At 72.5% G+C, this 22,470-nt stretch carries 20 protein-coding genes; 8 read left to right on the plus strand and 12 right to left on the minus strand.

Annotated elements, in window-relative coordinates:
- Positions 1 to 41 precede the first annotated feature (41 nt).
- The 4 genes from ACFQ2D_RS04930 to ACFQ2D_RS04945 all read left to right on the plus strand — a co-directional run bounded on the left by ACFQ2D_RS04930 (position 42) and on the right by ACFQ2D_RS04945 (position 4,420).
- On the plus strand, positions 42 to 1,010 hold the full coding sequence (locus tag ACFQ2D_RS04930) for an ABC transporter ATP-binding protein (RefSeq protein WP_280943654.1): 969 nt from the start codon (positions 42 to 44) through the stop codon (positions 1,008 to 1,010).
- A complete protein-coding gene (locus ACFQ2D_RS04935) occupies positions 1,007 to 1,822 on the plus strand; it encodes an ABC transporter permease (RefSeq protein WP_280943653.1) in 816 nt (271 codons plus the stop codon). The genes ACFQ2D_RS04930 and ACFQ2D_RS04935 overlap by 4 nt, the downstream gene beginning before the upstream one ends.
- Positions 1,822 to 2,760, plus strand: a complete 939-nt coding sequence (gene panE, locus ACFQ2D_RS04940; RefSeq protein ID WP_280943652.1) for a 2-dehydropantoate 2-reductase — start codon at positions 1,822 to 1,824, stop codon at positions 2,758 to 2,760. The genes ACFQ2D_RS04935 and panE overlap by 1 nt, the downstream gene beginning before the upstream one ends.
- Positions 2,761 to 2,863: 103 nt before the next feature.
- Complete coding sequence (locus ACFQ2D_RS04945; RefSeq protein WP_280943651.1) at positions 2,864 to 4,420, plus strand: OmpA family protein; 1,557 nt, start codon at positions 2,864 to 2,866, stop codon at positions 4,418 to 4,420.
- 545 nt (positions 4,421 to 4,965) lie between these two features.
- Here ACFQ2D_RS04945 and ACFQ2D_RS04950 read toward each other — a convergent pair.
- On the minus strand, positions 4,966 to 5,757 hold the full coding sequence (locus tag ACFQ2D_RS04950) for a TatD family hydrolase (protein ID WP_280943650.1): 792 nt from the start codon (positions 5,755 to 5,757) through the stop codon (positions 4,966 to 4,968).
- 191 nt (positions 5,758 to 5,948) lie between these two features.
- Here ACFQ2D_RS04950 and hrpB point away from each other — a divergent pair, with 191 nt between their 5' ends.
- Both hrpB and ACFQ2D_RS04960 read left to right on the plus strand, forming a co-directional pair.
- The gene (hrpB, locus tag ACFQ2D_RS04955) at positions 5,949 to 8,456 is read left to right on the plus strand and encodes an ATP-dependent helicase HrpB (protein ID WP_280943649.1); all 2,508 of its coding nucleotides are present in this window, start codon (positions 5,949 to 5,951) and stop codon (positions 8,454 to 8,456) included.
- A 669-nt stretch (positions 8,457 to 9,125) separates the two neighbouring features.
- Positions 9,126 to 9,482, plus strand: coding sequence for a hypothetical protein (locus tag ACFQ2D_RS04960; protein ID WP_280943648.1), 357 nt, complete (start codon positions 9,126 to 9,128; stop codon positions 9,480 to 9,482).
- A gap of 68 nt (positions 9,483 to 9,550) precedes the next feature.
- On the opposite strand, the gene ACFQ2D_RS04965 is transcribed toward ACFQ2D_RS04960, so the two are convergent.
- The 5 genes from ACFQ2D_RS04965 to ACFQ2D_RS04985 all read right to left on the minus strand — a co-directional run bounded on the left by ACFQ2D_RS04965 (position 9,551) and on the right by ACFQ2D_RS04985 (position 13,790).
- Positions 9,551 to 10,648, minus strand: a complete 1,098-nt coding sequence (locus ACFQ2D_RS04965; RefSeq protein ID WP_280943647.1) for a hybrid sensor histidine kinase/response regulator — start codon at positions 10,646 to 10,648, stop codon at positions 9,551 to 9,553.
- Between the two features lie 99 nt (positions 10,649 to 10,747).
- Entirely contained in the window at positions 10,748 to 11,308 is a 561-nt protein-coding gene (locus ACFQ2D_RS04970) for a pseudouridine synthase (RefSeq protein ID WP_280943646.1), read from the minus strand.
- 10 nt (positions 11,309 to 11,318) lie between these two features.
- Entirely contained in the window at positions 11,319 to 11,723 is a 405-nt protein-coding gene (locus ACFQ2D_RS04975; RefSeq protein WP_280943645.1) for a PPC domain-containing protein, read from the minus strand.
- Between the two features lie 237 nt (positions 11,724 to 11,960).
- Positions 11,961 to 12,833: a class I SAM-dependent methyltransferase gene (locus ACFQ2D_RS04980; protein WP_280943644.1), complete on the minus strand. Its 873-nt coding sequence runs from the start codon at positions 12,831 to 12,833 to the stop codon at positions 11,961 to 11,963.
- A gap of 57 nt (positions 12,834 to 12,890) precedes the next feature.
- Positions 12,891 to 13,790: a LysR substrate-binding domain-containing protein gene (locus ACFQ2D_RS04985; RefSeq protein WP_280943643.1), complete on the minus strand. Its 900-nt coding sequence runs from the start codon at positions 13,788 to 13,790 to the stop codon at positions 12,891 to 12,893.
- Positions 13,791 to 13,885: 95 nt separating this feature from the next.
- On the opposite strand from ACFQ2D_RS04985, the gene ACFQ2D_RS04990 reads away from it, so the two are divergent.
- Entirely contained in the window at positions 13,886 to 14,113 is a 228-nt protein-coding gene (locus ACFQ2D_RS04990) for a hypothetical protein (protein WP_280943642.1), read from the plus strand.
- Between the two features lie 60 nt (positions 14,114 to 14,173).
- Here ACFQ2D_RS04990 and ACFQ2D_RS04995 read toward each other — a convergent pair whose 3' ends face one another.
- From ACFQ2D_RS04995 to ACFQ2D_RS05015, 5 genes are all read right to left on the minus strand, one after another.
- A complete protein-coding gene (locus tag ACFQ2D_RS04995; protein ID WP_280943641.1) occupies positions 14,174 to 16,396 on the minus strand; it encodes an NADP-dependent isocitrate dehydrogenase in 2,223 nt (740 codons plus the stop codon).
- A gap of 471 nt (positions 16,397 to 16,867) precedes the next feature.
- Positions 16,868 to 17,356, minus strand: coding sequence for a hypothetical protein (locus ACFQ2D_RS05000; RefSeq protein WP_280943640.1), 489 nt, complete (start codon positions 17,354 to 17,356; stop codon positions 16,868 to 16,870).
- Between the two features lie 36 nt (positions 17,357 to 17,392).
- Positions 17,393 to 17,767 carry a LysM peptidoglycan-binding domain-containing protein gene (locus tag ACFQ2D_RS05005; RefSeq protein ID WP_280943639.1) on the minus strand — a complete coding sequence of 125 codons (375 nt, stop codon included), beginning with the start codon at positions 17,765 to 17,767 and terminating at the stop codon, positions 17,393 to 17,395.
- A gap of 83 nt (positions 17,768 to 17,850) precedes the next feature.
- Positions 17,851 to 18,663 (minus strand): NADPH-dependent 7-cyano-7-deazaguanine reductase QueF, encoded by an 813-nt coding sequence (gene queF / locus ACFQ2D_RS05010; protein WP_280943637.1) that lies wholly within the window; start codon positions 18,661 to 18,663, stop codon positions 17,851 to 17,853.
- Positions 18,664 to 18,686: 23 nt separating this feature from the next.
- Positions 18,687 to 20,012: an amidohydrolase gene (locus ACFQ2D_RS05015; protein WP_280943636.1), complete on the minus strand. Its 1,326-nt coding sequence runs from the start codon at positions 20,010 to 20,012 to the stop codon at positions 18,687 to 18,689.
- A gap of 107 nt (positions 20,013 to 20,119) precedes the next feature.
- On the opposite strand from ACFQ2D_RS05015, the gene ACFQ2D_RS05020 reads away from it, so the two are divergent.
- Complete coding sequence (locus tag ACFQ2D_RS05020; RefSeq protein WP_280943635.1) at positions 20,120 to 20,905, plus strand: TSUP family transporter; 786 nt, start codon at positions 20,120 to 20,122, stop codon at positions 20,903 to 20,905.
- A gap of 191 nt (positions 20,906 to 21,096) precedes the next feature.
- Here ACFQ2D_RS05020 and ACFQ2D_RS05025 read toward each other — a convergent pair whose 3' ends face one another.
- A complete protein-coding gene (locus tag ACFQ2D_RS05025) occupies positions 21,097 to 22,389 on the minus strand; it encodes an amidohydrolase (RefSeq protein WP_280943634.1) in 1,293 nt (430 codons plus the stop codon).
- Between the last annotated feature and the right edge of the window lie 81 nt (positions 22,390 to 22,470).

Below are 22,470 nucleotides of genomic sequence, written 5' to 3' on the forward strand. Positions count from 1 at the left end.
TGCCGCGAACGGCGCGGCCAAAGCCCCCGCGACGGACCCCGATGCCCATCGATTCCCCGGCGGCTCCCGGCGCGCCCGCGCTGCGGATCCGCGACCTCCGCAAGACCTACGACAACGGCGTGCAGGCGCTCAAGGGCGTGTCCCTGGACGTGCTGCCCGGCGACTTCTACGCCCTGCTCGGCCCCAACGGCGCCGGCAAGAGCACCCTGATCGGCGTCATCTCCTCGCTGGTGAACAAGACCGCGGGCGAGGTTTCGGTGTTCGGCATCGACCTGGCCGCGCAGCGCGGCGCGGCCATGCGCCAGATCGGCCTGGTGCCGCAGGAAATCAACTTCAACATGTTCGAGAAGCCGCTCGACATCCTGGTCAACTACGCCGGCTTCTACGGCGTGCCGCGCGCGCAGGCGCTGGCCCGCGCCGAGGAGGAACTCAAGCGGGCGTTCCTCTGGGACAAGGCGCGGATGATGAGCCGCACGCTCTCGGGCGGCATGAAGCGCCGGCTGATGATCGCGCGGGCGATGATGACCCGGCCGCGGCTGCTGATCCTCGACGAGCCCACCGCCGGCGTGGACATCGAGATCCGCCGCGACATGTGGCGCGTGCTGCGCGAGATCAACGCCGCCGGCACCACCATCATCCTCACCACGCACTACCTCGAGGAAGCCGAGTCGCTGTGCCGCAACCTGGCGATCATCGACCGCGGCACCATCGTCGAGCAGGGGCCGATGCGCGCGCTGCTGGCCAAGCTCGACGTCGAGGGCTTCCTGCTCGACGTCGAGGACACGCTGCCCGCGCCGCTGCCGGCGATCGAGGGCGCCACCCTGGTCGCGCTCGACGACCACACGCTCGATCTCGACATGCCGCGCGCGATGGACCTCAACCGGGTGTTCGCCAGCCTCGATGCCGCCGGCATCCGGGTGCGCTCGATGCGCACCAAGTCCAACCGGCTCGAGGAACTGTTCGTACGCATGACCGGCAGCGGCGCCCGCGCCCAGGAGCAGGCGGCATGAGCAGCGTGCGCAACGACATCGACACCGCGGCGCCGGCAACGGATGCGCGCCTGCACTGGGTCGCGCTGTTCACCATCATGCGGCGCGAGGTCGCGCGGATCCTGCGGATCTGGGGCCAGACCCTGGTGCCGCCGGCGATCACGATGACGCTGTACTTCCTGATCTTCGGCGGCCTGATCGGATCGCGCATCGGCGACATGGGCGGCTACTCCTATATGGAGTTCATCGTCCCCGGGCTGGTGATGATGAGCGTGATCCAGAACAGCTACGGCAACATCTCCTCGAGCTTCTTCGGCGCCAAGTTCGGCCGCCACATCGAGGAAATGCTGGTCAGCCCGATGCCGAGCTGGGTGATCCTGGGCGGCTACGTCGCCGGCGCGGTGCTGCGCGGGCTGATGGTGGGCGCGATCGTGCTGTGCATCGCCATGCTGTTCACCAGCGTGCGCATCCCGCATCCACTGGTGACCCTGAGCACGGTATTGCTGGGTGCCACGATCTTCTCGCTGGCCGGTTTCGTCAACGCGGTCTACGCCCGGAAGTTCGACGACGTGGCGATCGTGCCGGTCTTCATCCTGACCCCGCTCACCTACCTGGGCGGCGTGTTCTATTCGATCACCCTGCTGCCGGGCTGGGCGCAGGCGGCCACCCACGCCAACCCGATCTTCTACATGGTCAACGCCTTCCGCTACGGCCTGCTCGGCACCTCCGACGTGCCGCTGTGGGTCGCCTACGCGCTGATGCTGGCCTTCATCGCCGGCCTGGGCACGTTGTCGCTGTGGCTGCTGCGCCGCGGCGTCGGGCTGCGCAGCTGATGCGGGTGCTGGTGCTCGGCGCTGGCGGCACCGGCGGCTACTTCGGCGGCCGCCTGGCGCAGTCGGGCGCCGACGTCAGCTTCCTGGTGCGTCCTGCGCGCGCGGCGCAGCTGCAGCGCGACGGCCTGCGCATCCGCAGCCCGCTCGGCGACGCGCAGCTGCCGGTGCGCACCCTCACCGGCGACACGCTGCCGGCGGCGGTGGCGCAGGCGCCGTTCGACCTGGTCGTGCTCTCGTGCAAGGCCTACGGCCTGGACGAGGCGATCGAGGCCGTCGCTCCCGCGATGGGGGCCGCCACCACCCTGCTGCCGATCCTCAACGGCCTGCTGCACTACCCGGTGCTGGACGCGCGGTTCGGGCGCGAGCGGGTGCTGGGCGGGCTGTGCTTCATCAGCGCCACCCTCGCCGCCGACGGCGCGATCGAGCACCTGGGCCGTCCGGCCTCGATCACCTTCGGCGAGCGCGATGGCGGCTCCAGCGCACGCGTGGACGCGTTCGCCGCGCTGTGCGCCCGCGCCGGCATCGACCATCGCGCCACCGCGGACATCGCGCAGGAGCAGTGGATCAAGTTCAGCTTCCTCGCCGCGCTGGCCGCCGGTACCTGCCTGATGCGCGCCAGCGTCGGCGAGATCGTCGCGGCCGAAGGCGGTGCAGCGTTCATGGCCGCGCTGCACGACGAATGCCTGGCCGTTGCCGCGGCCGGGGGCCAGCCGGTGCCGGAGAAGGCACGCGATATCGCGCGCGCCACCCTGGTCGACCCGGCGTCCGCGGTGAAGGCGTCGATGCTGCGCGATCTCGAGGCCGGCGCACGCGTGGAAGCCGGACACATCGTGGGCGACATGCTGCGGCGCGCGCGGTCGGCCGGCATCGCCGCACCCTGCCTGCATGCGGCGTGGGTGCATCTGCAGGCCTACGAACGGCAGCGGCGCGGGGACTGAGTCCAGGCGACGCTGCATCGCGCCGCCGAAGCGCCGCGACCACGCTGCGACAAGTCGCGACAGTCGTGTACGCTCCGCGCTTCGTGCCGAAACGGAGTAACGGATGCGCAAGGACACCCTGGTCGCGTGGGCGATGACGATGGCGTTGGCGTTGGCGGCGTGCGGCGATGCACCGCAGGACAGCGCGGCGCCGCAGGCTGATCTGGAGACGCCCGCAGCGGCGGACAGCGGCGCAGCCCAGTCCGCGCCGGCCGAGGCCGCGCCGGCCGACGCCGTGCCGACCGACGCCGCCGCATCCGGCGATCACGTCCTCGATCGGGACGGCAATCCGGTCCCACTGCTCGCGTTCGACGTCGAGCGCGTCCCTGCCAGCAACGTCGCGCTCGGCGACCTGCCGTTCTTCTCGCTGCCGGCGGGCTACGGCCCGCAGAACCGCCCGCACGTGCGCCGCTACGCCCGCTTTCCGTTCCGCATCGGCGACGGCCTGCACTGGGTGGAGGGCGCGAGCTGGAACGCGAAGATCGTCGTCGACCGCGACCAGCGGCGCGACAAGGAATTCTCGGCGCGCGAACTGCGGCGCAACCTCGAGGCGGTCCTGGCCGAGGCCGGCGCGCAGGCGGTATTCGAAGGCCCGCTGCGCCGGAACATGTACTACGGCCAGCTCGAAGACGAGATCGGCGGCGGCTTCATCGAGGCCGTGAACCTCGACCAGGACGCGCAGACCAGCGTGCACGTCATCCGCCAGGCCGACCGCAATGTCTGGGTGCAGCTGGCCACCACCTCCAACGAGGCCGGACTGGTGATCGTGGAGGAAACGTCGTTCGAGCCCACCGCGCGCTGGCGCGACGAGTTCCCTTACCTGTCCGCGCCCGAGGGCTACGACCAGGGCAACCGGCCGAAGCAGCGGGACTTCGACATGTATCCGTTCTGGACCGGCAGCGCGTTCGAGGAAGTCGAAGGCCGGACCTGGGCCGGCCAGGTCGTGGCGGACGAGCGCAACCGCTCGATGCACGAGGTGCGCCGCAACCTCGAGGCCATGATGGACGAGGCCGGCGGCGTGCTGGTGTTCGAGGGACGCATCCCGCGCGAGGCCTCCGAGCGCTACGGCAACGACCTCAAGGGTCCCTACAGCGATGGCACGGGTTTCAGCTGGGACGATTACGAATCGCGCGTGTATCGCGTCGATCGTCCGGACGGGCGCCAGGTCTGGGTGCACGCGCGCCTGGAGTACATGAGCGCCGGCTGGGTGGTCGTGGAGCGCGAGGGCTTCGTGCAGACCGCTGCGCTGCTGCCGGCCGGTGCGCTGAAGCAGAAGCTCGATGCCGACGGGCGCGTTGCGATCCAGGTCAACTTCGCCGTGGACAAGGCCGACATCCTGCCCGACTCGCAGCCGCAGATCGCGCAGGTGCTCGCCGTGCTGGAGCAGGATCCGGCCCTGCGGCTGTCGGTGGAAGGCCATACCGACAACACCGGCACCGCGGCGCGCAACCGCGAGCTGTCAGAGGAACGCGCGCAGGCGGTGGTCGCGGCGCTGACGGCGCAGGGCATCGCGGCCGCGCGACTGTCGTCCGCCGGCTTCGGCGATTCGCGCCCGGTGGGCGACAACGCCACCGACGAAGGGCGCGCGCGCAACCGCCGCGTCGAACTGGTCCGGCGCTGAGGGCAGCGGCGCAGCCGCGAGCGGCTGTTGCGGTCGCGGGCGGCATCGCGCGTCCGCCGGCCGGCGTTCCCGGGCGCGACCCAGGCGTCCCACGCGCAGGTCCAGCCCCGGGCGCGTCCTGCTCGCGCCGTCGGCGCTGGTGGCCAATGTTGCCGGCAGCGATGGCCGTGGCCCCGTCGGCAAAGCGGCGTCCCCCGCGACCGCGACCGCGGCCAGTGCCCCGCTCGCGCAGGTGTGCGCGACGTCGCAAGGATCTGCCGACGGTCCGGCCGGGCCAGCACCGCCAGCCGCTGCGCCTCGGCGCGGCGGTGCACGCGGGCGCGGACTCCCGCGGGGCGGACTGCCACGATGCCGAACGCGAACGCCTGCGTCGGCAGCAGCAGAAGGCGACGGTGGGCACGGTCACCGACTCGCAGGTCGACGCCGGCCTCGTCCGGGCCGGCCAGGCCTTCGCGCAGGCCACGCCCCGTGGAGCCTGGCAGGAGGTGCGGCGACCTGCAGCGCGTGGGGCGCCGCCCCACGGGACCGATCGCGGCCGGCGGGGCTCAGGCGGGCAGGCGGAAGAACAGCTGGGTGGTGGCCGTGGCGTGTGCGGCGGTCACCTCCGCCTCCTCGCCGCGGTCGCGCGCCAGTTCCTCGACGATATGCGGCAGGAAGGCCGGCTCGTTGCGCCGGTCCTTGGGCGTGGGCCGGAGCGTGCGCGGCAGCAGGTAGGGCGCGTCGGTTTCCACCATCAGCCGCTGCGCGGGGATGTTGCCCACGATCTCGCGCAGGTGCTGGCCGCGGCGCTCGTCGCACAGCCAGCCGGTGATGCCGATGTGCCAGTCGCGGTCGAGGTAGTCGAACAGTTCCTCGCGCGTGCCGGTGAAGCAGTGCACCACCACCGGCCCGATCCGGCCCTCGAAACCGCGCATCACCGCGAGGAAGTCGGCTTGCGCGTCACGCTGGTGCAGGAACAGCGGCTTGCCGGTCTCCGCCGCGATCTCCAGCTGCAGCTCGAACGCGCGGCGCTGCGCGGGGCGCGGCGAGAAGTCGCGGAAGTAGTCCAGGCCGCATTCGCCCACCGCCACCACTTCCGGGTGCGCATGCAGCGCGCGCATCTCGGCATCGCACTCGGCGGTGTATTCGCTGGCGTGGTGCGGATGCACGCCGGCGGTGGCGAACCATTCCCCCGGGCGGGTGCGCGCCAGCGCCAGCGCCTTGGGCGAGTGCGCGCGGCTGGCGCCGGTGAGGATGGCGCGCGCCACCCCGGCCTCCCGCGCCCGCTGCCACACCGCGTCGCGGTCGCGGTCGAAGCTGTCGTGGGTGAGGTTGAGGCCGATGTCGATCAGTTGCATGGCGCGCGGACTGGCGAAAACGGCCAGTTTACCCGCGTGCCTGTCGCGGTCCGCGCAGCGGACGGGTTCGCCGCGGGCCTGCACCATCCGGCGGATCCGGGCACGCGCGGGCGTCCTGCATCGCGCAAGGCGCGTTGCAGCCATCGACTGCCGCGGCGCCACCCGGCCGCGCCGCTATCATGCTGCCGCCCATGGATTTCCCGATCACCGCCCTGCTGCCGGAAATCCAGCGCAGCCTCGCCGCGCATCCACGCCTGGTGCTGGAGGCGCCGCCGGGCGCGGGCAAGACCACCCAGGTGCCGCTGGCGCTGCGCGACGCGCCGTGGCTCGCGGGCCGGAAGATCGTGATGCTCGAGCCGCGGCGGGTGGCGGCACGCAGCGCGGCGATGTTCATGGCGCGGCAGCTGGGCGAGGAGGTCGGCGGCACGGTCGGCTATCGCATCCGCTTCGAGCACCGCGTCTCGGCCGCCACCCGGATCGAGGTAGTCACCGAGGGCATCCTCACCCGGATGATCCAGGACGATCCGGAGCTGGCGGGCGTCGGCGCGCTCCTGTTCGACGAGTTCCACGAGCGCCATCTCGCCGGCGACCTCGGCCTGGCGCTGGCGCTGGACGTGCAGTCGGCCTTGCGCAAGGACCTGCGCCTGGTGGTGATGTCGGCCACGCTCGATGGCGAGCGCCTGGCCGCCTTCCTCGACGCGCCACGCCTGTCGAGCGCGGGGCGCAGCCACCCGGTGGCGATCGAGCATTTCCCGGCGCGCCGCGACGAGGCGCTGGAGGCGCAGCTGCGGCGCGCGGTCGAACAGGCGCTGGCGCGCCATCCCGGCGACGTGCTGGCCTTCCTGCCGGGTCGGCGCGAGATCGCACGCGCGGAAGCGGCGCTGCAGCAGGCGTTGACGGAGGGTGCCGGGCGCGAGGGCGTGGATATCCTGCAGCTGCACGGCGACCTGCCGGTCGAGCAGCAGGCCCGCGTGCTGCAGCCTGGGCCCGATGGTCGCCGGCGCGTCGTGCTCGCCACCAACGTCGCCGAGTCCAGCGTCACCCTGCCCGGCGTGCGCGTGGTGGTCGACAGCGGCCTGGCGCGCGAGCCGCGCTACGACCCCAACAGCGGCTTCTCGCGGCTGGACGCGGTGACGGTGTCGCAGGCCTCGGCCGACCAGCGTGCCGGGCGCGCCGGACGCGTCGCCGAGGGCTGGTCCTACCGGCTGTGGCCCGCCTCGCAGCGGCTGGAGCCGCAGCGCCGGCCGGAAATCGCGCAGGTGGAACTGGCCGGCCTGGCGCTGGAGCTGGCCGCCTGGGGCGATGCCGGCCTGCGTTTCCTCGACCCGCCGCCGCCGGGCGCGCTGGCGGCCGCGCGCGAACTCCTGCAGCGGCTCGACGCGCTCGGCGCCGACGGCACGATCACGTCCATGGGCCGGCGCATGCTCGCGCTGGGCACGCATCCGCGGCTGGCGGCCATGCTGCTGGCCGCGCCCGAAGGCGAGGTGCGCGCGCTGGCCTGCGACCTCGCCGCCCTGGTGGAGGCGCGGGATCCCCTGCGCACGCGCAGCGACGGCTGGCGGGAGCGCTGGCTGGCGCTGGCCGCCTTCCGCGACGGGCGGGTGTCCGGCGAAGCCCATCGCGGCGCGCTCGCCACGATCGACGCCGCCGCCAGACAGTGGCGGCGCCGCGTCGGCGCGGGCGGCCCGCCACCGGCGTCGCTGCCGGCGCACCTGGCTGGCGACGTGCTCGCCCATGCGTTCCCCGACCGCATCGGCCGGGTGCATCCGCGCGATCCGCAGCGCTACGTCCTGGCCAACGGCCGCATGGCGCGCCTGGCCGACGACAGCGGCCTGCGCGGCGAGCCCTGGATCGTGGCCAGCGAGCTGCGCTTCGAACATCGCGATTCGCTGGTGCTGCGCGGCGCACCGGTGGACGAGGCCCACCTGCGCCGGGCCTGGCCGGCGCGGTTCCTCGAGCGCGACGAAGTGCGCTGGGATGCCGAGCGGCGCGCGCTGGTGGCCGAGCGCGTCGCCCGGTTCGACGGCATCGTGCTCGATGTGCGGCCCGCCGGACGCGTCGATCCGGCCCTCGCCGCGCAGGCGCTCACCGATGCGGTCGCCGCACTCGGCCTGGACGCGCTGCCCTGGAGCGACGAGCTGCGCCAGTGGCGCGCGCGGGTGCAGTCGCTGCGCGCCTGGGCGCCGGATCTGGGCCTGCCCGACCTGTCCGATGCCGCCCTGATGGCGACGCGCGAGGACTGGCTGCGCCCGCTGTTCGAGGGCGCCAGCCGGATCGACGCGCTGCCGGCGCAGGCGCTGTCCGATGCGCTGCGCGCGCGGCTGGCCTGGGAGCAGCGACGCCAGCTCGACGCGCTGGCGCCGGCGCGCATCCGCGTGCCGTCCGGCATGGAGCGCGGCATCGCCTACGCGCTGGGGCACGATGGCGAGCCGGAACCGCCGGTGCTGGCGATCAAGCTGCAGGAACTGTTCGGCCTGGGCGAAACGCCGGCCATCGTCGACGGCCGCGTGCCGCTGACCCTGCACCTCCTCTCGCCGGCCGGGCGCCCGCTGCAGGTCACGCGCGACCTGCGCAGCTTCTGGGAGCGGACCTGGCCGGAAGTGCGGCGCGAGATGAAGGGGCGCTACCCGCGCCACCCTTGGCCCGAAGATCCCTGGAATGCAGCGGCCACCCATCGCGCCAAGCCGCGTGGCACCTGAGGCAACGCCCGCTCACCCGCTTCGCCCGTGCGACGGTGCGGCATCCCGACGTCGAGAGGATCCCTGCGGCGCGGCCCGAAGATCCCTGGAATGCACCGGCCACCCATCGCGCCAAGCCGCGCGGCACCTGAGGCAACGCCCGTTCACCCGCTTCGCCCGTGGCGACGGTGCGGCATCCCGACGTTGAGAGGATCCCTGCGGCGCGGCCCGAAGATCCCTGGAATGCACCGGCCACCCATCGCGCCAAGCCGCGTGGCACCTGAGGCAACGCCCGCTCACCCGCTTCGCCCGGGGCGACGGTGCGGCTCCCGACGTCGACAGGACCCCTGCGGCGCGGCCCGAAGATTCCTGGAATGCACCGGCCACCCATCGCGCCAAGCCGCGTGGCACCTGGGGCAACGCCCGTTCACCCGCTTCGCCCGTGGCGACGGTGCGGCATCCCGACGTCGGCAGACCCCCTGCGGCGCGGCCCGAGGATCCCTGGAATGCACCGGCCCCATCGCGCCAAGCCGCGCGGACCTGGGCCGCGCGGCCGGCGGGACGCCACGATCGGCGCCGGCGCAGGGCGTGCGGCATGGTGAACCGTCGCGCTCCGGCCGCCGTGCGGATCACGCCGACGCCACGCGGCCTGTCGCACACTCCGCAGGCATCGACCCCAGGACCTTTTCCATGAGCAGACTCGACTCGATTTCAGACAGGGTGATGGACCTCGTCGGCCAGGTCGGCGACGGCATCCGCGACCACATGCCCACCCGCAACGGCACCCTGCTGCGCACCGGTGCGGCCTTGGGCGCTGCGCGCACCGGCAGCCGCGTGGCCGGCCACTTCCTGCGGCGCAATCCCGCCCTGGTGGTGGCGACCGTGATCGGCGCGGGTGCCGCCTGGTACGCCGTGCACCGCTATCGCAAGAAGCAGGCGGCCGGCGAGACCCTCGACGGGCAGTCGCGCCGCATCGAGCCTTCGGCCACCGCGCGCCGCAACAGCACGCGCCGCAAGGCGGCTGCCGCGCAGGCGGCGGACGAGTAAGTCATTGCAGGCGGACGCCGCGCGCAGCCTACCCGGTTGCGCGCGGCGTCCGGGTGCCGGGCCGCGCGTCAGTGCGCCTGGCGCAGTTCCAGCACGAAACTGGCGCCGCCGCCGTCGCGGTCCTCGTAGCGCAGCTCGCCGCCCGACGCCGCCACGATCTGCCGTGCCAGCGAGAGCCCGAGGCCGGTCGAGACCTGGTCGGTGGCGGCATCGCCCGAGCTGATCCGGAAGAACGGCGTGAACAGCGCCGACTGCTTGTCCGGCGGAATGCCCGGTCCGCGATCCTCGACGCGCAGCTGCCAGTAGCCGGGCGCCCCGGGCCGGAACGAGAGTTCGATGTCGCTGCCGGGCGCGTACTTGATCGCGTTGCTGATCAGGTTCTCGCAGACCTGGCGCACCACCAGCGCGTCGATCGAGACGAGCGTCTGCGCGGGCAGCTCGCCGATGTGCAGGCGCGAGCCGCGCTCCTCGAGCTGCAGCGCGTAGCGGCGCTCGATCCACTGCACCAGTTCGGCCAGGCAGGCGCGCGCGTCGGCATCGTCGCGGGGACGCGCCGAGGCCTGGGTCTCGAGATAGCGGCGGATGTAGCCCAGCGCGTCCTCGGCGCTGTCGCGGATCATCTGCAGGTAGCGCGGGATGCGGTCCTCGCGCGTCTGCCCGGTGATCAGCAGGTCGCTGGCGAAGAAGATGCTGCTCAGCGGGTTCTTGAGGTCGTGTGCGACCAGGTTGACCAGCTCCTGGCGCTCGCGCGCGACGCGCTCGAGCCGGTCGCGGGTGAGCTTGAGCCCGATATGGGCCTGCACCCGCGCCAGCAGTTCCTCGGGCATGAAGGGCTTGGTGACGTAGTCGACCGCGCCCGAATCGAACGCGCGCAGCAGCAGGTCGCGGTCGTGCGCCGCGGTCAGGAACACCACCGGCAGCGAAGAGCACGCCGGGTGGCGGCGCACTTCCTCGAGCAGTTCGAAGCCGTCCATGCCCGGCATCATCATGTCCAGCAGCAGCAGGTCGGCGCTCTGGCGTTCGAGCGCCTCCAGCGCCTCCTCGCCGCTTTCGGCGGTGTGCACCGTATAGCCCTGGCGCGACAGCAGCGCGCTGATGATGCGCAGGTTCGACGGCTGGTCGTCGACCACCAGCACGCGCCCAGCGATGTTCTTGCTCGTCGGCATTTGCCTCTGGAGGTCCCTGTCTGCGCCGGCTGCCTGGACGGGCGCCTCGGCCGGACACGTTAGCAGACCCGCGGTACGGCCGGGAATCGGCGGTTCCGCTCAGCCGCGGCGGCCGCTCGGGCCGGAGAGTTCGCGCCATTGTCCGGGCGCGAGCGCGCCCAGCGACCAGTCCCCGACCGCCACGCGCACCAGCCGCAGGGTCGGCAGCCCGACTGCGGCGGTCATGCGCCGCACCTGGCGGTTGCGGCCCTCGCGGATCGCCAGCCGCAGCCAGGCGTCGGGCACGCTGCGCCGGTAGCGTACCGGCGGATCGCGCGGCCACAGCGCCGGCGGTTCGACCAGCGCCGCGTCGGCCGGCAGGGTGGGCCCGTCGTTGAGCTCGACGCCCGCGCGCAGCCGCGCCAGCTGCTCCGGCGACGGCGCGCCCTCGACCTGCACGAGGTAGGTCTTGGGCTGCTTGTGGCGCGGGTCGGTGATGCGATGGGCGAGCCGGCCGTCGTCGGTGAGCAGCAGCAGGCCTTCGCTGTCGTGGTCGAGGCGGCCGGCGGGATAGACGCCTGCCGGCAGTCCGAACTCCGCGAGCGTGCGCCGGGGCGGCACGCTGCGGTCGGTGAACTGGCACAGCACGCCGAACGGCTTGTTGAGCGCGATCAGCGCCATGCCGGCGCGGTCAGTCGTCGGCGATCACGCTGGCGCGCAGGGTGTAGGCGCCCAGGTGGCCTTCGCCCATCGGCAGCGAGTTCACGCGCACGGTGTAGTCGCCGGCCTCGGGCGCGGTGACCACCAGCAGCGAATTGGTGCTGCCGTCCTCGCGGTCGTCGTTCTCGCCCAGCAGGTCGCCGTCGGGCTTGAACACGATCACCACCGGATCGAAGTCGGTCGACTTCACCGTGACCGCCACCAGCTGGCCCTCGGCCAGGCGCAGGGTGTAGTCGTGGCTGCGGCCGCCGCGGTCGCTGGAACGGTCGGTGGCCTGGAGCTGGCCCTGCACGGAGGTGCCGATCGACAGCGGCTGCGCGGCGAAGGCCGGCACTGCGGCGGCGGCGAGGCTCAGGGCGAGAAGGGTTTTGCGCATGGGAGTCCTGTGGCTGGCGCGCGCGTGGCACGTGGCCGCGGCGCGCCGCGCGGCAACGGTCCCCGGGCTCCCCGCCCGGGGAGGCATAGCTTAGAGGGAGGTTGCGCTGGACGGGGCCGAGGCCCCGGGGCAGCGGCGGCGCCGATCGCGCGCGCGGGCAGCTGGCCAGGTGCCCGGGAACGGGCCGCCAGGCGATGTCGCCGGCGCCCGCGGTGTGGGCCCCGACAAGGCCGGTGGTCAGTCGCGGGCGGGCTTCACGAAGCGCAGGGTCATGCGGTCGCTCTCGCCGATGGCGCGGTACTTCGCCGCGTCGGCGGCATCGTGGTTGTTGCCCGGGGGCAGGGTCCACACGCCGTTGGGATGGTCCTTGGTGTCCTTCGGGTTGGCGTTGACCTCGCTCTTGCCGTCGAGCACGAAACCCGCGGCCTCGGCCATCGCGATCACCTGCGCCTGGCCCACGTAGCCGCTGCGGTCGTCCGCCGGCACGTCCTGGGCGGCGCGGTGCTCCACCACGCCCAGTACCCCGCCCGGCTTGAGCACCTCGAAGAAGCCCTTGAACATGCCTTCGGCCTGGCCGGCGCCGCGCCAGTTGTGCACGTTGCGGAAGGTCAGCACCAGGTCGGCCGAGCCCGCGTCGCCGAACTTCGGCGCCGCCGGGTCGTAGGCCACGATCTTCGCCGCGTCGTACTGGGCGGGCGCGTCGGCGAAGCGCTTCTCCAGCGCGTCCTTGCCGCGCTGCTGGTAGTCGCGGCCGCGGCCTTCGGCTACCGCGGCGGGGTCGACGATGGCCGCGACGTACTGGCCGTTGCCGCGCAGGTAGGGCGCGAGGATCTCGGCGTACCAGCCGCCGCCGGGGGTGATCTCGACCACGGTCTGGCCCGGGGCCAGGCCGAAGAAGGCCAGGGTCTCGGCCGGGTGGCGGTAGGCGTCGCGCGCGCGGTTGTCGGCGCTGCGCCAGTCGCCGGCCAGCACGGCCTGCAGCGCGGCGTCGGCGGCCGGCTGCGAAGCGGGCGCCGGTGCGTCCTGGGCCAGTGCCGGGATCGCGCCCGCGGTGGCGAGGGCGAGGACCAGCAGGGAAGCACGGATCGGGAAAGCGGAAGTGCGGCGCATCGGGATCTCCGGTGACGTCAGGTGGGCGCAGCCTGCCACATCCCGCGTCCGCCGGTGTCATCCCGGCCGGCTGCCGTCCGACTGCGCGTAGGCGGTCGCCTGTTCCAGCAGCCACTCCCGGAACAGGGTGAAGCCGCGGTGCTGGCGCGAGCGCTCGGGATACACCAGCCAGTGGCCGTTGGCGGTGCGCAACCGCCGCGGCGACAGCAGCACCAGCTGGCCGGCCTCGAGCAGCAGGCGCGCGCGCGTCATCCTGCCCAGGGCGACGCCCACCCCGGCGGCGGCCGCGCGATGGTGCGCCTCGGTGTCGTCGAGCACGGCCACGTAGCGCGAGGGCGGCTGCTGTCCGGCCTGCGCGAACCATCGGTTCCACTGCCCGTCCCCGTCGCCCAGCAGCGGCCATTCCGGCAGCGGGCGCGCGTCGATGCCGCCCATGCGCGCGACCAGGTCGGGGCTGGCCATCGGCGCCAGCTCGTCGTCGAACAGGTGTTCGGCCACCGTCCCGGGCCACTGCCCGCGCCCGACCCGCAGCGCTGCGTCGACGTCGGGCGAGCGCTCGAAGTCCACGACCCCGGTCTGCGACTGCACGTTGACCTCGATGTCCGGGTGCGCGGACAGGAAACCGCCCAGCCGCGGCAGCAGCCAGGCCGAAGCCATCGACGGCAGCAGGCTGATGGTCAGCACCTGGCCGCGGCGGGCGGCGTAGGGATGCAGCGCGTCGGCGATCGCCTCCAGGTGCGGGGCGATGCGCTCGAGCAGGCGCTGTCCGTCGGCGGTCGGGCTGACCCCGCGTGCGCCGCGCGCCAGCAGGGCATAGCCCAGCCGCTCCTCGAGCGCCCGCATCTGGTGGCTGAGCGCGCTGACGGTGAGGTTGAGCGACTCGGCGGCGCGGGTCAGGTTGCCGTGCCGGACGGCGGCGACAAAGCCCTGGAGCGCATGCAGCGGAGGTCGGGACATCTTGAGATACCTTCAAGACTGGCTTGCGAAAACGTCGCTTTTACGGCGTAGATGATGCTCCTAACTTTCGCCGTACTCAACGAAGGAGCAAGGCGATGAACCTCTACGCCGGACTGCTGTTCAACCAGGGCCACGTCCAGGACGTGGAGACGGCACGGATGCTGTCGGAGGCACCGGGACCGGCGCCTGCGCCTGCGGCGGGCGAAGGTCCGCCCGCCACCGCCCGGCCGGGCACGCGCGAAGACGCCGCGCGCCTGCTCCAGGGGCGCGGCCGCGTGGTCGGGGTGGAGCTGTGGGCGGCGCTGCTCTCGGCGTTCCGCTGAAGGCGCGGTCCGGGCCTTCAGCCGAACGCCCCGGTCGCGGGCGACCGGGGCGGGACCGGGTCAGCCGGCCAGCGTCGCAAGCGCGGCGTTGAAGGTTTCGCTGGGGCGCATCGCCGCCGCGACCTTGTCCATGTCCGGACGGTAGTAGCCGCCGATGTCCACCGCGCGCCCCTGCACGCCGTTGAGTTCGGCGACGATCGTCTCCTCCTGTGCGGCAAGCGCCTGCGCCAGTGGCGCGAACTTCGCCTTCAGGCCCGGGTCCTCGTCCTGCGCGGCCAGCGCCTGCGCCCAGTACAGGGCCAGGTAGTAGTGGCTGCCGCGGTTGTCGATCGTGCCGAGCTTGCGGCCGGGCGACTTGTTGTTGTCGAGGAAGCGGCCATTGGCCTCGTCCAGGGCCCTGGCCAGCGCCGGCGCGGCGGAATTGAGCCAGCGGTGGCTGATGTGCTCGAGCGATGCGGCCAGCGCCAGGAATTCGCCCAGCGAATCCCAGCGCAGGTAGTTCTCTTCCAGGAACTGCTGCACGTGCTTGGGCGCGCTGCCGCCGGCGCCGGTCTCGAACAGGCCGCCGCCGGCCATCAGCGGCACGATCGACAGCATCTTGGCGCTGGTGCCCAGCTCCATGATCGGGAACAGGTCGGTGAGGTAGTCGCGCAGCACGTTGCCGGTGACCGAGATGGCGTCCTCGCCCCTGCGGATGCGCTCGAGCGAGAGCTTCATCGCCTCCACCGGAGGCAGGATGCGGATGTCGAGCGCGCCCGTGCTGTGCTCCTTGAGGTACCGCTCGACCTTGGCGATCACCTGCGCGTCGTGCGCGCGCGCGCTGTCGAGCCAGAACACCGCCGGCGTCTGGCTGATCGCGGCGCGGTCCACCGCCAGCTTCACCCAGTCGCGGATCGGCGCGTCCTTGGTCTGGCAGGCGCGCCAGATGTCGCCGGCCTCGACCGCGTGCTCGAACACGGTCTCGCCCTTGGAGTTCGTCACCCGGATCAGGCCATCGCCCGGCGCCTGGAAGGTCTTGTCGTGGCTGCCGTACTCCTCGGCCTTCTGCGCCATCAGGCCGACGTTGGGCACGCTGCCCATGGTGGCCGGGTCGAAGGCGCCATTGGCCTTGCAGTCCTCGATCACCGCCTGGTAGATGCCGGCGTAGCAGCGGTCCGGGATCACCGCCTTGGCGTCCTGCAGCTTGCCTTCGGCGTTCCACATGCCGCCCGAGTCGCGGATCATCGCCGGCATCGAGGCATCCACGATCACGTCGGACGGCACGTGCAGGTTGGTGATGCCCTTGTCGGAATTGACCATCGCCAGCGCCGGGCGCTGCGCGTAGAGCGCTTCGAGTTCGGCGACGATCGCCTCGCCGCCCTCGATCGCACCGGCGCGCGCGTACAGGTCGCCGATGCCGTTGTTCGGGTTGAAGCCGGCCGCGGCCAGCGCGTCGGCGTGCTTGTCCAGCACCGGGCGGTAGAACTCCCCGACCACCACGCCGAACATGATCGGGTCGGAGACCTTCATCATGGTGGCCTTGAGGTGCAGCGAGAACAGCACGCCCTGCGCCTTCGCGTCCTCGATTTCGCGCGCGATGAAGGCGGACAGCGCCCCGCGCGACATGCGCGCGGCGTCGACGATCTCGCCGGCCTGCACCTTCAGCGCATCCTTCAGCACCTTCGTGCTGCCGTCATTGCCGTGGAAGGCGATGGACAGGACGTCGTCGGCGGGCATCGTCGCGGACTGCTCGCTGCCGTAGAAATCGCCGTCGTCCATGTGCGCGACGTGCGACTTCGAACCGGCCGACCACGCGCCCATGCGATGCGGATGCTTGCGCGCGTAGCTCTTGACCGACGCCGGCGCGCGGCGGTCCGAATTACCCTCGCGCAGCACCGGGTTGACCGCGCTGCCCATGGCCTTGCCGTAGCGCGCCTTGATGTCGCGCTGCGCGTCGTCGGCAGGCTCGTCCGGATAGTCGGGCAGCGGCCAGCCCTGCGCCTGCAGTTCCTTGACCGCGGCCTTGAGCTGCGGCACCGAGGCGCTGATGTTGGGCAGCTTGATGATGTTGGCTTCCGGCGTCTTGGCCAGCGCGCCCAGCTCGGCCAGGTCGTCGCCCACCGCGCGCCCGCCCAGCAGTTCGGGGAACTGCGCCAGGATCCGGCCCGACAGCGAGATGTCGCGCGTTTCCACCGCGATGCCCGCGGCGCCCGCGAACGCCTGCACGATCGGCAGCAGCGAAGCGGTGGCCAGGAACGGCGCTTCGTCGGTGAGGGTGTAGAGGATCTTCGGCGTATCGGACATGCGCGGGTCTCGGCTCGAATGGCGGGATCGGTCAACGCGCCATTGTCGCGCTTTCGGCCAGTGCAGGGCAAAACGGGGGCGTATGCCTTCGATGTCGACGCGCTGCCTCGCCCAGCGCCTTGTCGGGAACGCGTGCCGGTTGATGGGGCGATCGCGACCGAGAGGCCGCCGCTGCCGGTGGGCCTGCTCCGTGCATTTCGCCGGCATGCGCGCCACGCATGCCTCTTCCGTGATCTCGCTGCGCAGGTCCACCGGACGCGGCGGCTCAGACCTGCGCGGACAACGTGGCAGGGCAACACACGGACATGCGGGCGCTCGCTGCCCGCTGGTGAGGTGACGGGTTCGGGCGTTTCCCAGGCGAAGCGGCGCAACCCGGCAAGCCGATGCGGGCAGCGCGCAGCAGTCCGTGCCGCGGAACGGAAGAAGCGCGGCTCGCGCCGCGCTTCCCGTCCAGACGCCTGGAATGGGCGGTTACTTGACCTCGAACTCGCTGCTGTTGATCACGTTGCCGTCCTGCGAGATCTCGACGCGATAGCGGCCCGTCGGCCAGCCGTCCGGCTTGCTGATGTGGAAATCGGTGGTCTGCGCGCCGGCGGCGATGTCCTTGGTTTCTTCGGCGACAGTCTGGTTGCTGTCCAGGTGCGTCCACTTCGCGGTGAGGCGGCTGGGGCTGGCGCCGTCGGTGGCGACCGAGGCGTGGATGGTGTCGCCGGCCGAGAACGAGGTCAGCGGCGTGGCGATGGTGTTGTTGGCGTCGATGGCGTTGCCCAGGGTGACCCTGGCCGTGCTGGCCGGTGCCGGAGCGGGCGCCGGCGCCGGCGGTGGCGTGGTGGCGGGCGTGGTCTCGGCCGGGGTCGAGGGCGTGGCGACGGGCGCGGGTTCGTCGCGCTTGCAGCCGGCGAGGGCGGCGGCGCCGACGAGGGCGGCGAACAGGGCCTGGGTCGAACGGGTGCGATTCATGGCGGTGTCCTCAAGGGTCGGGTTCGTCGGAAGCGCTCAGTCGCCGGACGGCGGCGGGCCCTTGCCCGTGCCGTCCTGCTCGATCTCCGGCAGGACGATCACCTGTCCGGGAAAGATGCGGTCCGGGTTGTCGATGGTGTCGCGGTTGGCTTCGAAGATGCGCTGCCAGTGGCTGGCCTTGCCGTACACCCGCTGCGCGATCGCCGACAGCGTGTCTCCCTTCTCGATGGTGTAGCTGCGCGCGCCGATGCTCCCCGGTCCGCCCTGGGCGGTGGGTACGGTATCGGCGCCGCTGGAGACGTTGGAGAAGTCGGGCCTGGCGCCCGCGAGCGGCTTGTTGCCGGCGTCGGCGGGCTTGCTGTTGGCACCGCTCTGGACGTTGGAGAAATCGGGTTTCCTGTCGTTGCTCATGACCGCCGGGCTCCTGGCCAGTGGGTGTGCGGCAGGACGGTGGCACGCAGGGTGTTAAGGGCGCATGGTGGCGGCAGCGGAGGCTATTGCCGTGGATCGCGCCGGGCCGGCGGCGGCGCGAGGCCGGGCGTGGCCCGCCAGGGATTGATGTCCAGGCCACCGCGCCGCGTGTAGCGCGCCTCCACCGACAGCGCCTGCGGCCGGCAGCGCGCCAGCAGGTCGACGAAGATCTGCTCCACGCACTGCTCGTGGAAGCCGGCGTGCTCGCGGAACGAGACCAGGTAGCGCAGCAGCGAGGCGCGATCGATGCGCGGGCCGCGGTAGGCGATGTCCACGGTGGCCCAGTCGGGCTGGCCGGTGACCGGGCAGTTCGACTTGAGCAGTTCGCTGCGCAGGGTTTCCTCGACGATGGCGCCATCTTCGGCCAGCAGCAGCGAAGGATCGGGCGGGCCGTAGCGCGCGATCGCCACGTCGAGGCCGTCGATGCAGGCGACGTCGTCCGCTCCCGACAGCGGCGGCAGCCCGAAGCGCACCTCCACGTCGCCGCCGGCCGCGCGCGACACGTCCGCCGCGATCGCCGCGCGTGCGGCTTCGGCATCGTCGAAGCGCGCGCCGTTGAGCGAGTTCAGGTAGAGCTTGAGCGACTTGGATTCGACCAGGTTGGGCGTGGCGGCCGGCACGGTCAGGGTCGCGGTTGCGACCAGCGGTTTGCCGCGCGGATCCAGCCACGACAGTTCGTAGGCGTGCCAGCGGTCGTGCCCGATGAACGGCAGCGCGTCGCCCGGCGCCAGCCCCTGGCGTCCCGCCGTCCGCGGAATCGGGAACAGCAGCCCGGGGTCGTACTGGCGGGGATAGGCGACCTCGCGGCCGAGCAGCGAGTCTTCGGGTCGTGACATGCGCCCATTCTAGCCGCGGCGCCTCAGCCCCCTGCGGCTGGCGCGTCGTGCAGGTAGTCGAGCGAGACCTGCAGCAGTGCGCGCAGGCCCACGTCCAGCGCCGATTCGTCGAGGAAGAACTCCGGTGAGTGGTTGCTCGGCGCCTTGAGCGGATCCTGGCCGGCAGGCGTGGCGCCGACGAAGAAGAACATCGCCGGCACTTCCCGCGCGTAGAACGAGAAATCCTCCGCGCCCATGGTCAGGCCCGGGTCGATCACGCTGCCGGCGCCGACCACCTTCTCCAGGCTCGGGCGCATGCGCGCGGTGAGCCCCGGATCGTTGACCGTCACCGGGTTGCCCTTGGTATCGGGCACCTTGGCCACCGCGGTGGCGCCGTGGGCCTGCGCCACCTTCCCGGCCACGTTGGCGAGGTCGGCGAAGACCTGCTGGCGCATGTCCTCGTCGAAGGTGCGGATGGTGCCCACCAGCTCCACGCTGTCGGGAATGATGTTGTAGCGGATGCCGCCGCGGATCGCGCCGAAGCTCACCACCACCGGCTGCCTGGAGATGTTCTGGCGGCGGCTGACGATGCTCTGCGCGGTGCCCACGACATCGGCGGCGGCCACGATCGGGTCGATCCCGCCCCAGGGCCGCGAGCCATGCGTCTGCCGGCCCTGCACCACGATGTTGAAGCGGTCCGAGGCCGCCATCAGCGGGCCGCCGCGCACGCCGATCTGGCCGGCGTTGAGGGTCGAGAACACGTGCAGGCCGAAGATCGCGTCGGGCTTGAAGTCGTCGAACAGGCCCTGCGCCAGCATCTCCTCGGCGCCGCCTTCCTCGCCGTCGGGCGGGCCTTCCTCGGCCGGCTGGAAGACGAACAGCACTTCGCCCGGCAGCTCGTCGCGCATCGCCACCAGCGCCTGCGCCACGCCCATCAGGATCGCGGTGTGCGCATCGTGGCCGCAGGCGTGCATCACGCCGGTGGTCTCGCCGCGATAGGTGGCGGTGGCGGTCGAGGCGAAGGGCAGGCCGGTGCGCTCGGTCACCGGCAGCGCGTCCATGTCCGCGCGCAGCGCGATGCGGGGGCCGGGCTTGCCGCCCTTGAGCACGGCGGTGACGCCGGTGGTGGCGATACCGGTGCGCGGCTCCAGGCCCAGCGCGCGCAGGTGTTCGGCGACCACGCCGGCGGTGCGCGTCTCGCGGTTGCCGAGCTCGGGATGGCGATGCAGGTCGCGGCGCCATTCCACCACGGGGGCCTGCAACTTGCGCGCGGCATCGATGACCTCGGCGCGCTGTGCGTCCTGCGCGAAGGCGGGCAGGGCCAGGCAGGCGGCCAGTGCGAACCACAGCGGCTGAAGGCTCGGGCGCATCGTCTCTCTCCGGTCGGGGATGGCACCGATGCTACCGGGTCGGGCCGGGCGTGGCCGCGTACAATGCGCGGCTCCCCGCGGCGCCCGCGACCAGTCCCCTTCCGCCGATGCACGAACTCGCCCTGCACCTGCTGGCGTGGCTGTTCCTTGCCGCGCTGCTGGCCGGCTTCATCGACGCCATCGCCGGCGGCGGTGGCATGGTCACCATCCCGGCGATGCTGCTGGCCGGGATCCCGCCGCTGCAGGTGCTGGGCACCAACAAGCTGCAGGCGGTGTTCGGTTCGGGCACCGCCAGCCTGAGCTATGCGCGCCACGGCCACGTCGACCTGCGCGCGCAGTGGCCGATGGCGCTGACCGCGGCAGTGGGCGCGGCGGCTGGCGCGCTGCTGGCCACGGCGATGCCCACCGACTGGCTGCAGGCCGTGCTGCCCGTGCTGCTGGTGGCGATCGCGCTGTACTTCGGCTTCAAGCGCGGTGTCGGCGAGATCGAGCGCCAGCGCCGCATCAGCCCGCTGCTGTTCGGCCTGACCTTCGTGCCGGCGATCGGCTTCTACGACGGCGTGTTCGGCCCCGGCACGGGCTCGTTCCTGATGCTGGGCTTCATCTCGCTGGCCGGCTTCGGCATCCTCAAGGCCACGGCGCACACCAAGCTGCTCAACTTCGGCTCCAACGCCGGTTCGCTGCTGGTGTTCCTGGCCGCCGGCGCGGTGCTGTGGAAGGTCGGCCTGGTGATGGGCGTGGGCCAGTGGATCGGCGCGCGCCTGGGCTCGCGTTTCGCCATGCGCCAGGGCGCACGCGTGATCCGGCCGCTGCTGGTGGTGGTCTCGCTGGCGCTGGCGGTGAGGCTGCTGGCCGACCCGGCGCACCCGCTGCGGCAGTGGGTCGGACTCTAGCCGGGCTCGAAACAGGCCCCCTGTGCGCCATCCCCGCGGAAGCGGGGTTCAAGCGCCCGGACTCCGGCAAGCCCGTGTCCATCGTCCCCGCGCAAGCGGGGGATCCAGCAGGCGTGGAGGTTGGTGCAGGTCCGCGCATGGTTCCCGCTTTCGCGGGAACGACGGGATTGCCGGGACCTTTCGCTGCGGCTTCAGCCGCCTTCCAGGAACGCCAGCGTGGCCTGCAGCATCGCGCGCACGCCCAGGTCGAGCGCGCTTTCGTCCGGCGCGTAGTGCGGCGAATGGTTCATCGGCGCCGTGGCCAGGTCCTGGCCGGCGGGCGTGGTGCCGACGAAGAAGTACAGGCCCGGCACCTCGTTGGCGAACACCGAGAAATCCTCGGCGATGGTGTAGCGCGGCACCTCGACCAGGTTGCCGGCGCCGGCGGCCCGTTCCAGCGCCGGGCGCAGCCGCTGCAGCAGCTCGGGATCGTTGCTGGTGGCCGGCGCGTTGCCGGCGACCTCGAGGGTGGCGGTCGCGCCGCTGGCGGCGGCGAAGTGCTCGGCGGTGCTGCGCAGGCGCGCGATCACGTCCTCGCGCACCTGCGGGTCGAAGGTGCGCAGCGTGCCCACCATCGTCGCCTCGTCCGGGATGATGTTGAAGCGCGTGCCGCCCTGGATCTGGCCGGCGGTGAGCACCACCGGATGCGCGGTGATGTCGACCTGGCGGGCGATGATCGACTGCGCGCCCAGCAGCACCTGCGCGGCGACGGTGAGCGGATCCACGCCCGCCCAGGGCTGCGAACCATGGGTCTGGCGTCCGCGGATCTTCAGCGTCCACTCGTCGGCGCTGGCCATGAACGGGCCGGCGCGCACGCCCAGCTGGCCGGCATGCAGGCGCGACCACACGTGCAGGCCCAGCACCGCGTCGGGCCGGAACTCCTTCCAGATGCCCTCGTCGAGCATGCGCCTGGCGCCGGCCACCTCGCCGGCCACCGGCGGCCCCTCCTCGGCAGGCTGGAATACGAACATCACCTCGCCGGCCAGCTCCTCGCGCATGCCGGCCAGCGCCTCGGCCACGCCCATCAGGATGGCCACGTGCATGTCGTGGCCGCAGGCGTGCATCACCCCGACCGGCTGGCCGCGGTACTCGCTTTTCACGGTCGAGGCAAACGGCAGGCCGGTCGCCTCGGTGACCGGGAGCGCGTCCATGTCGGCGCGCAGCGCGATGCGCGGGCCCGGCCTGCCGCCCTTGAGCACCGCGACCACGCCAGTGGGGCCGATGCCGGTGCGCGGCGCCAGGCCGAGCGCGCGCAGGTGGTCGGCGACGACGCCCGCGGTGCGCGTCTCCTGGTTGCCGAGCTCCGGATGCCGGTGCAGGTCGCGGCGCCACTCGACCACCTTCGGCTGCAGGGCGCGCGCGGCGGCGTCGGGCCCGGCCGCCTGGGCGGACAGGTGCAAGGGCGCCAGGGCCAGGGCGAGCAGGGCGGGGACAGGTCGGAGCATGCGGAAGTCCATGGACGCGGTGGCCCCCGCATCCTATGCCAGGTGGCGCGGGGCTCGACCGGGGCGGCCCGGTGTTCCGTC

Source organism: Luteimonas composti, assembly GCF_042678665.1.
In the GTDB taxonomy this organism is placed as follows: Bacteria; Pseudomonadota; Gammaproteobacteria; order Xanthomonadales; family Xanthomonadaceae; genus Luteimonas; species Luteimonas composti.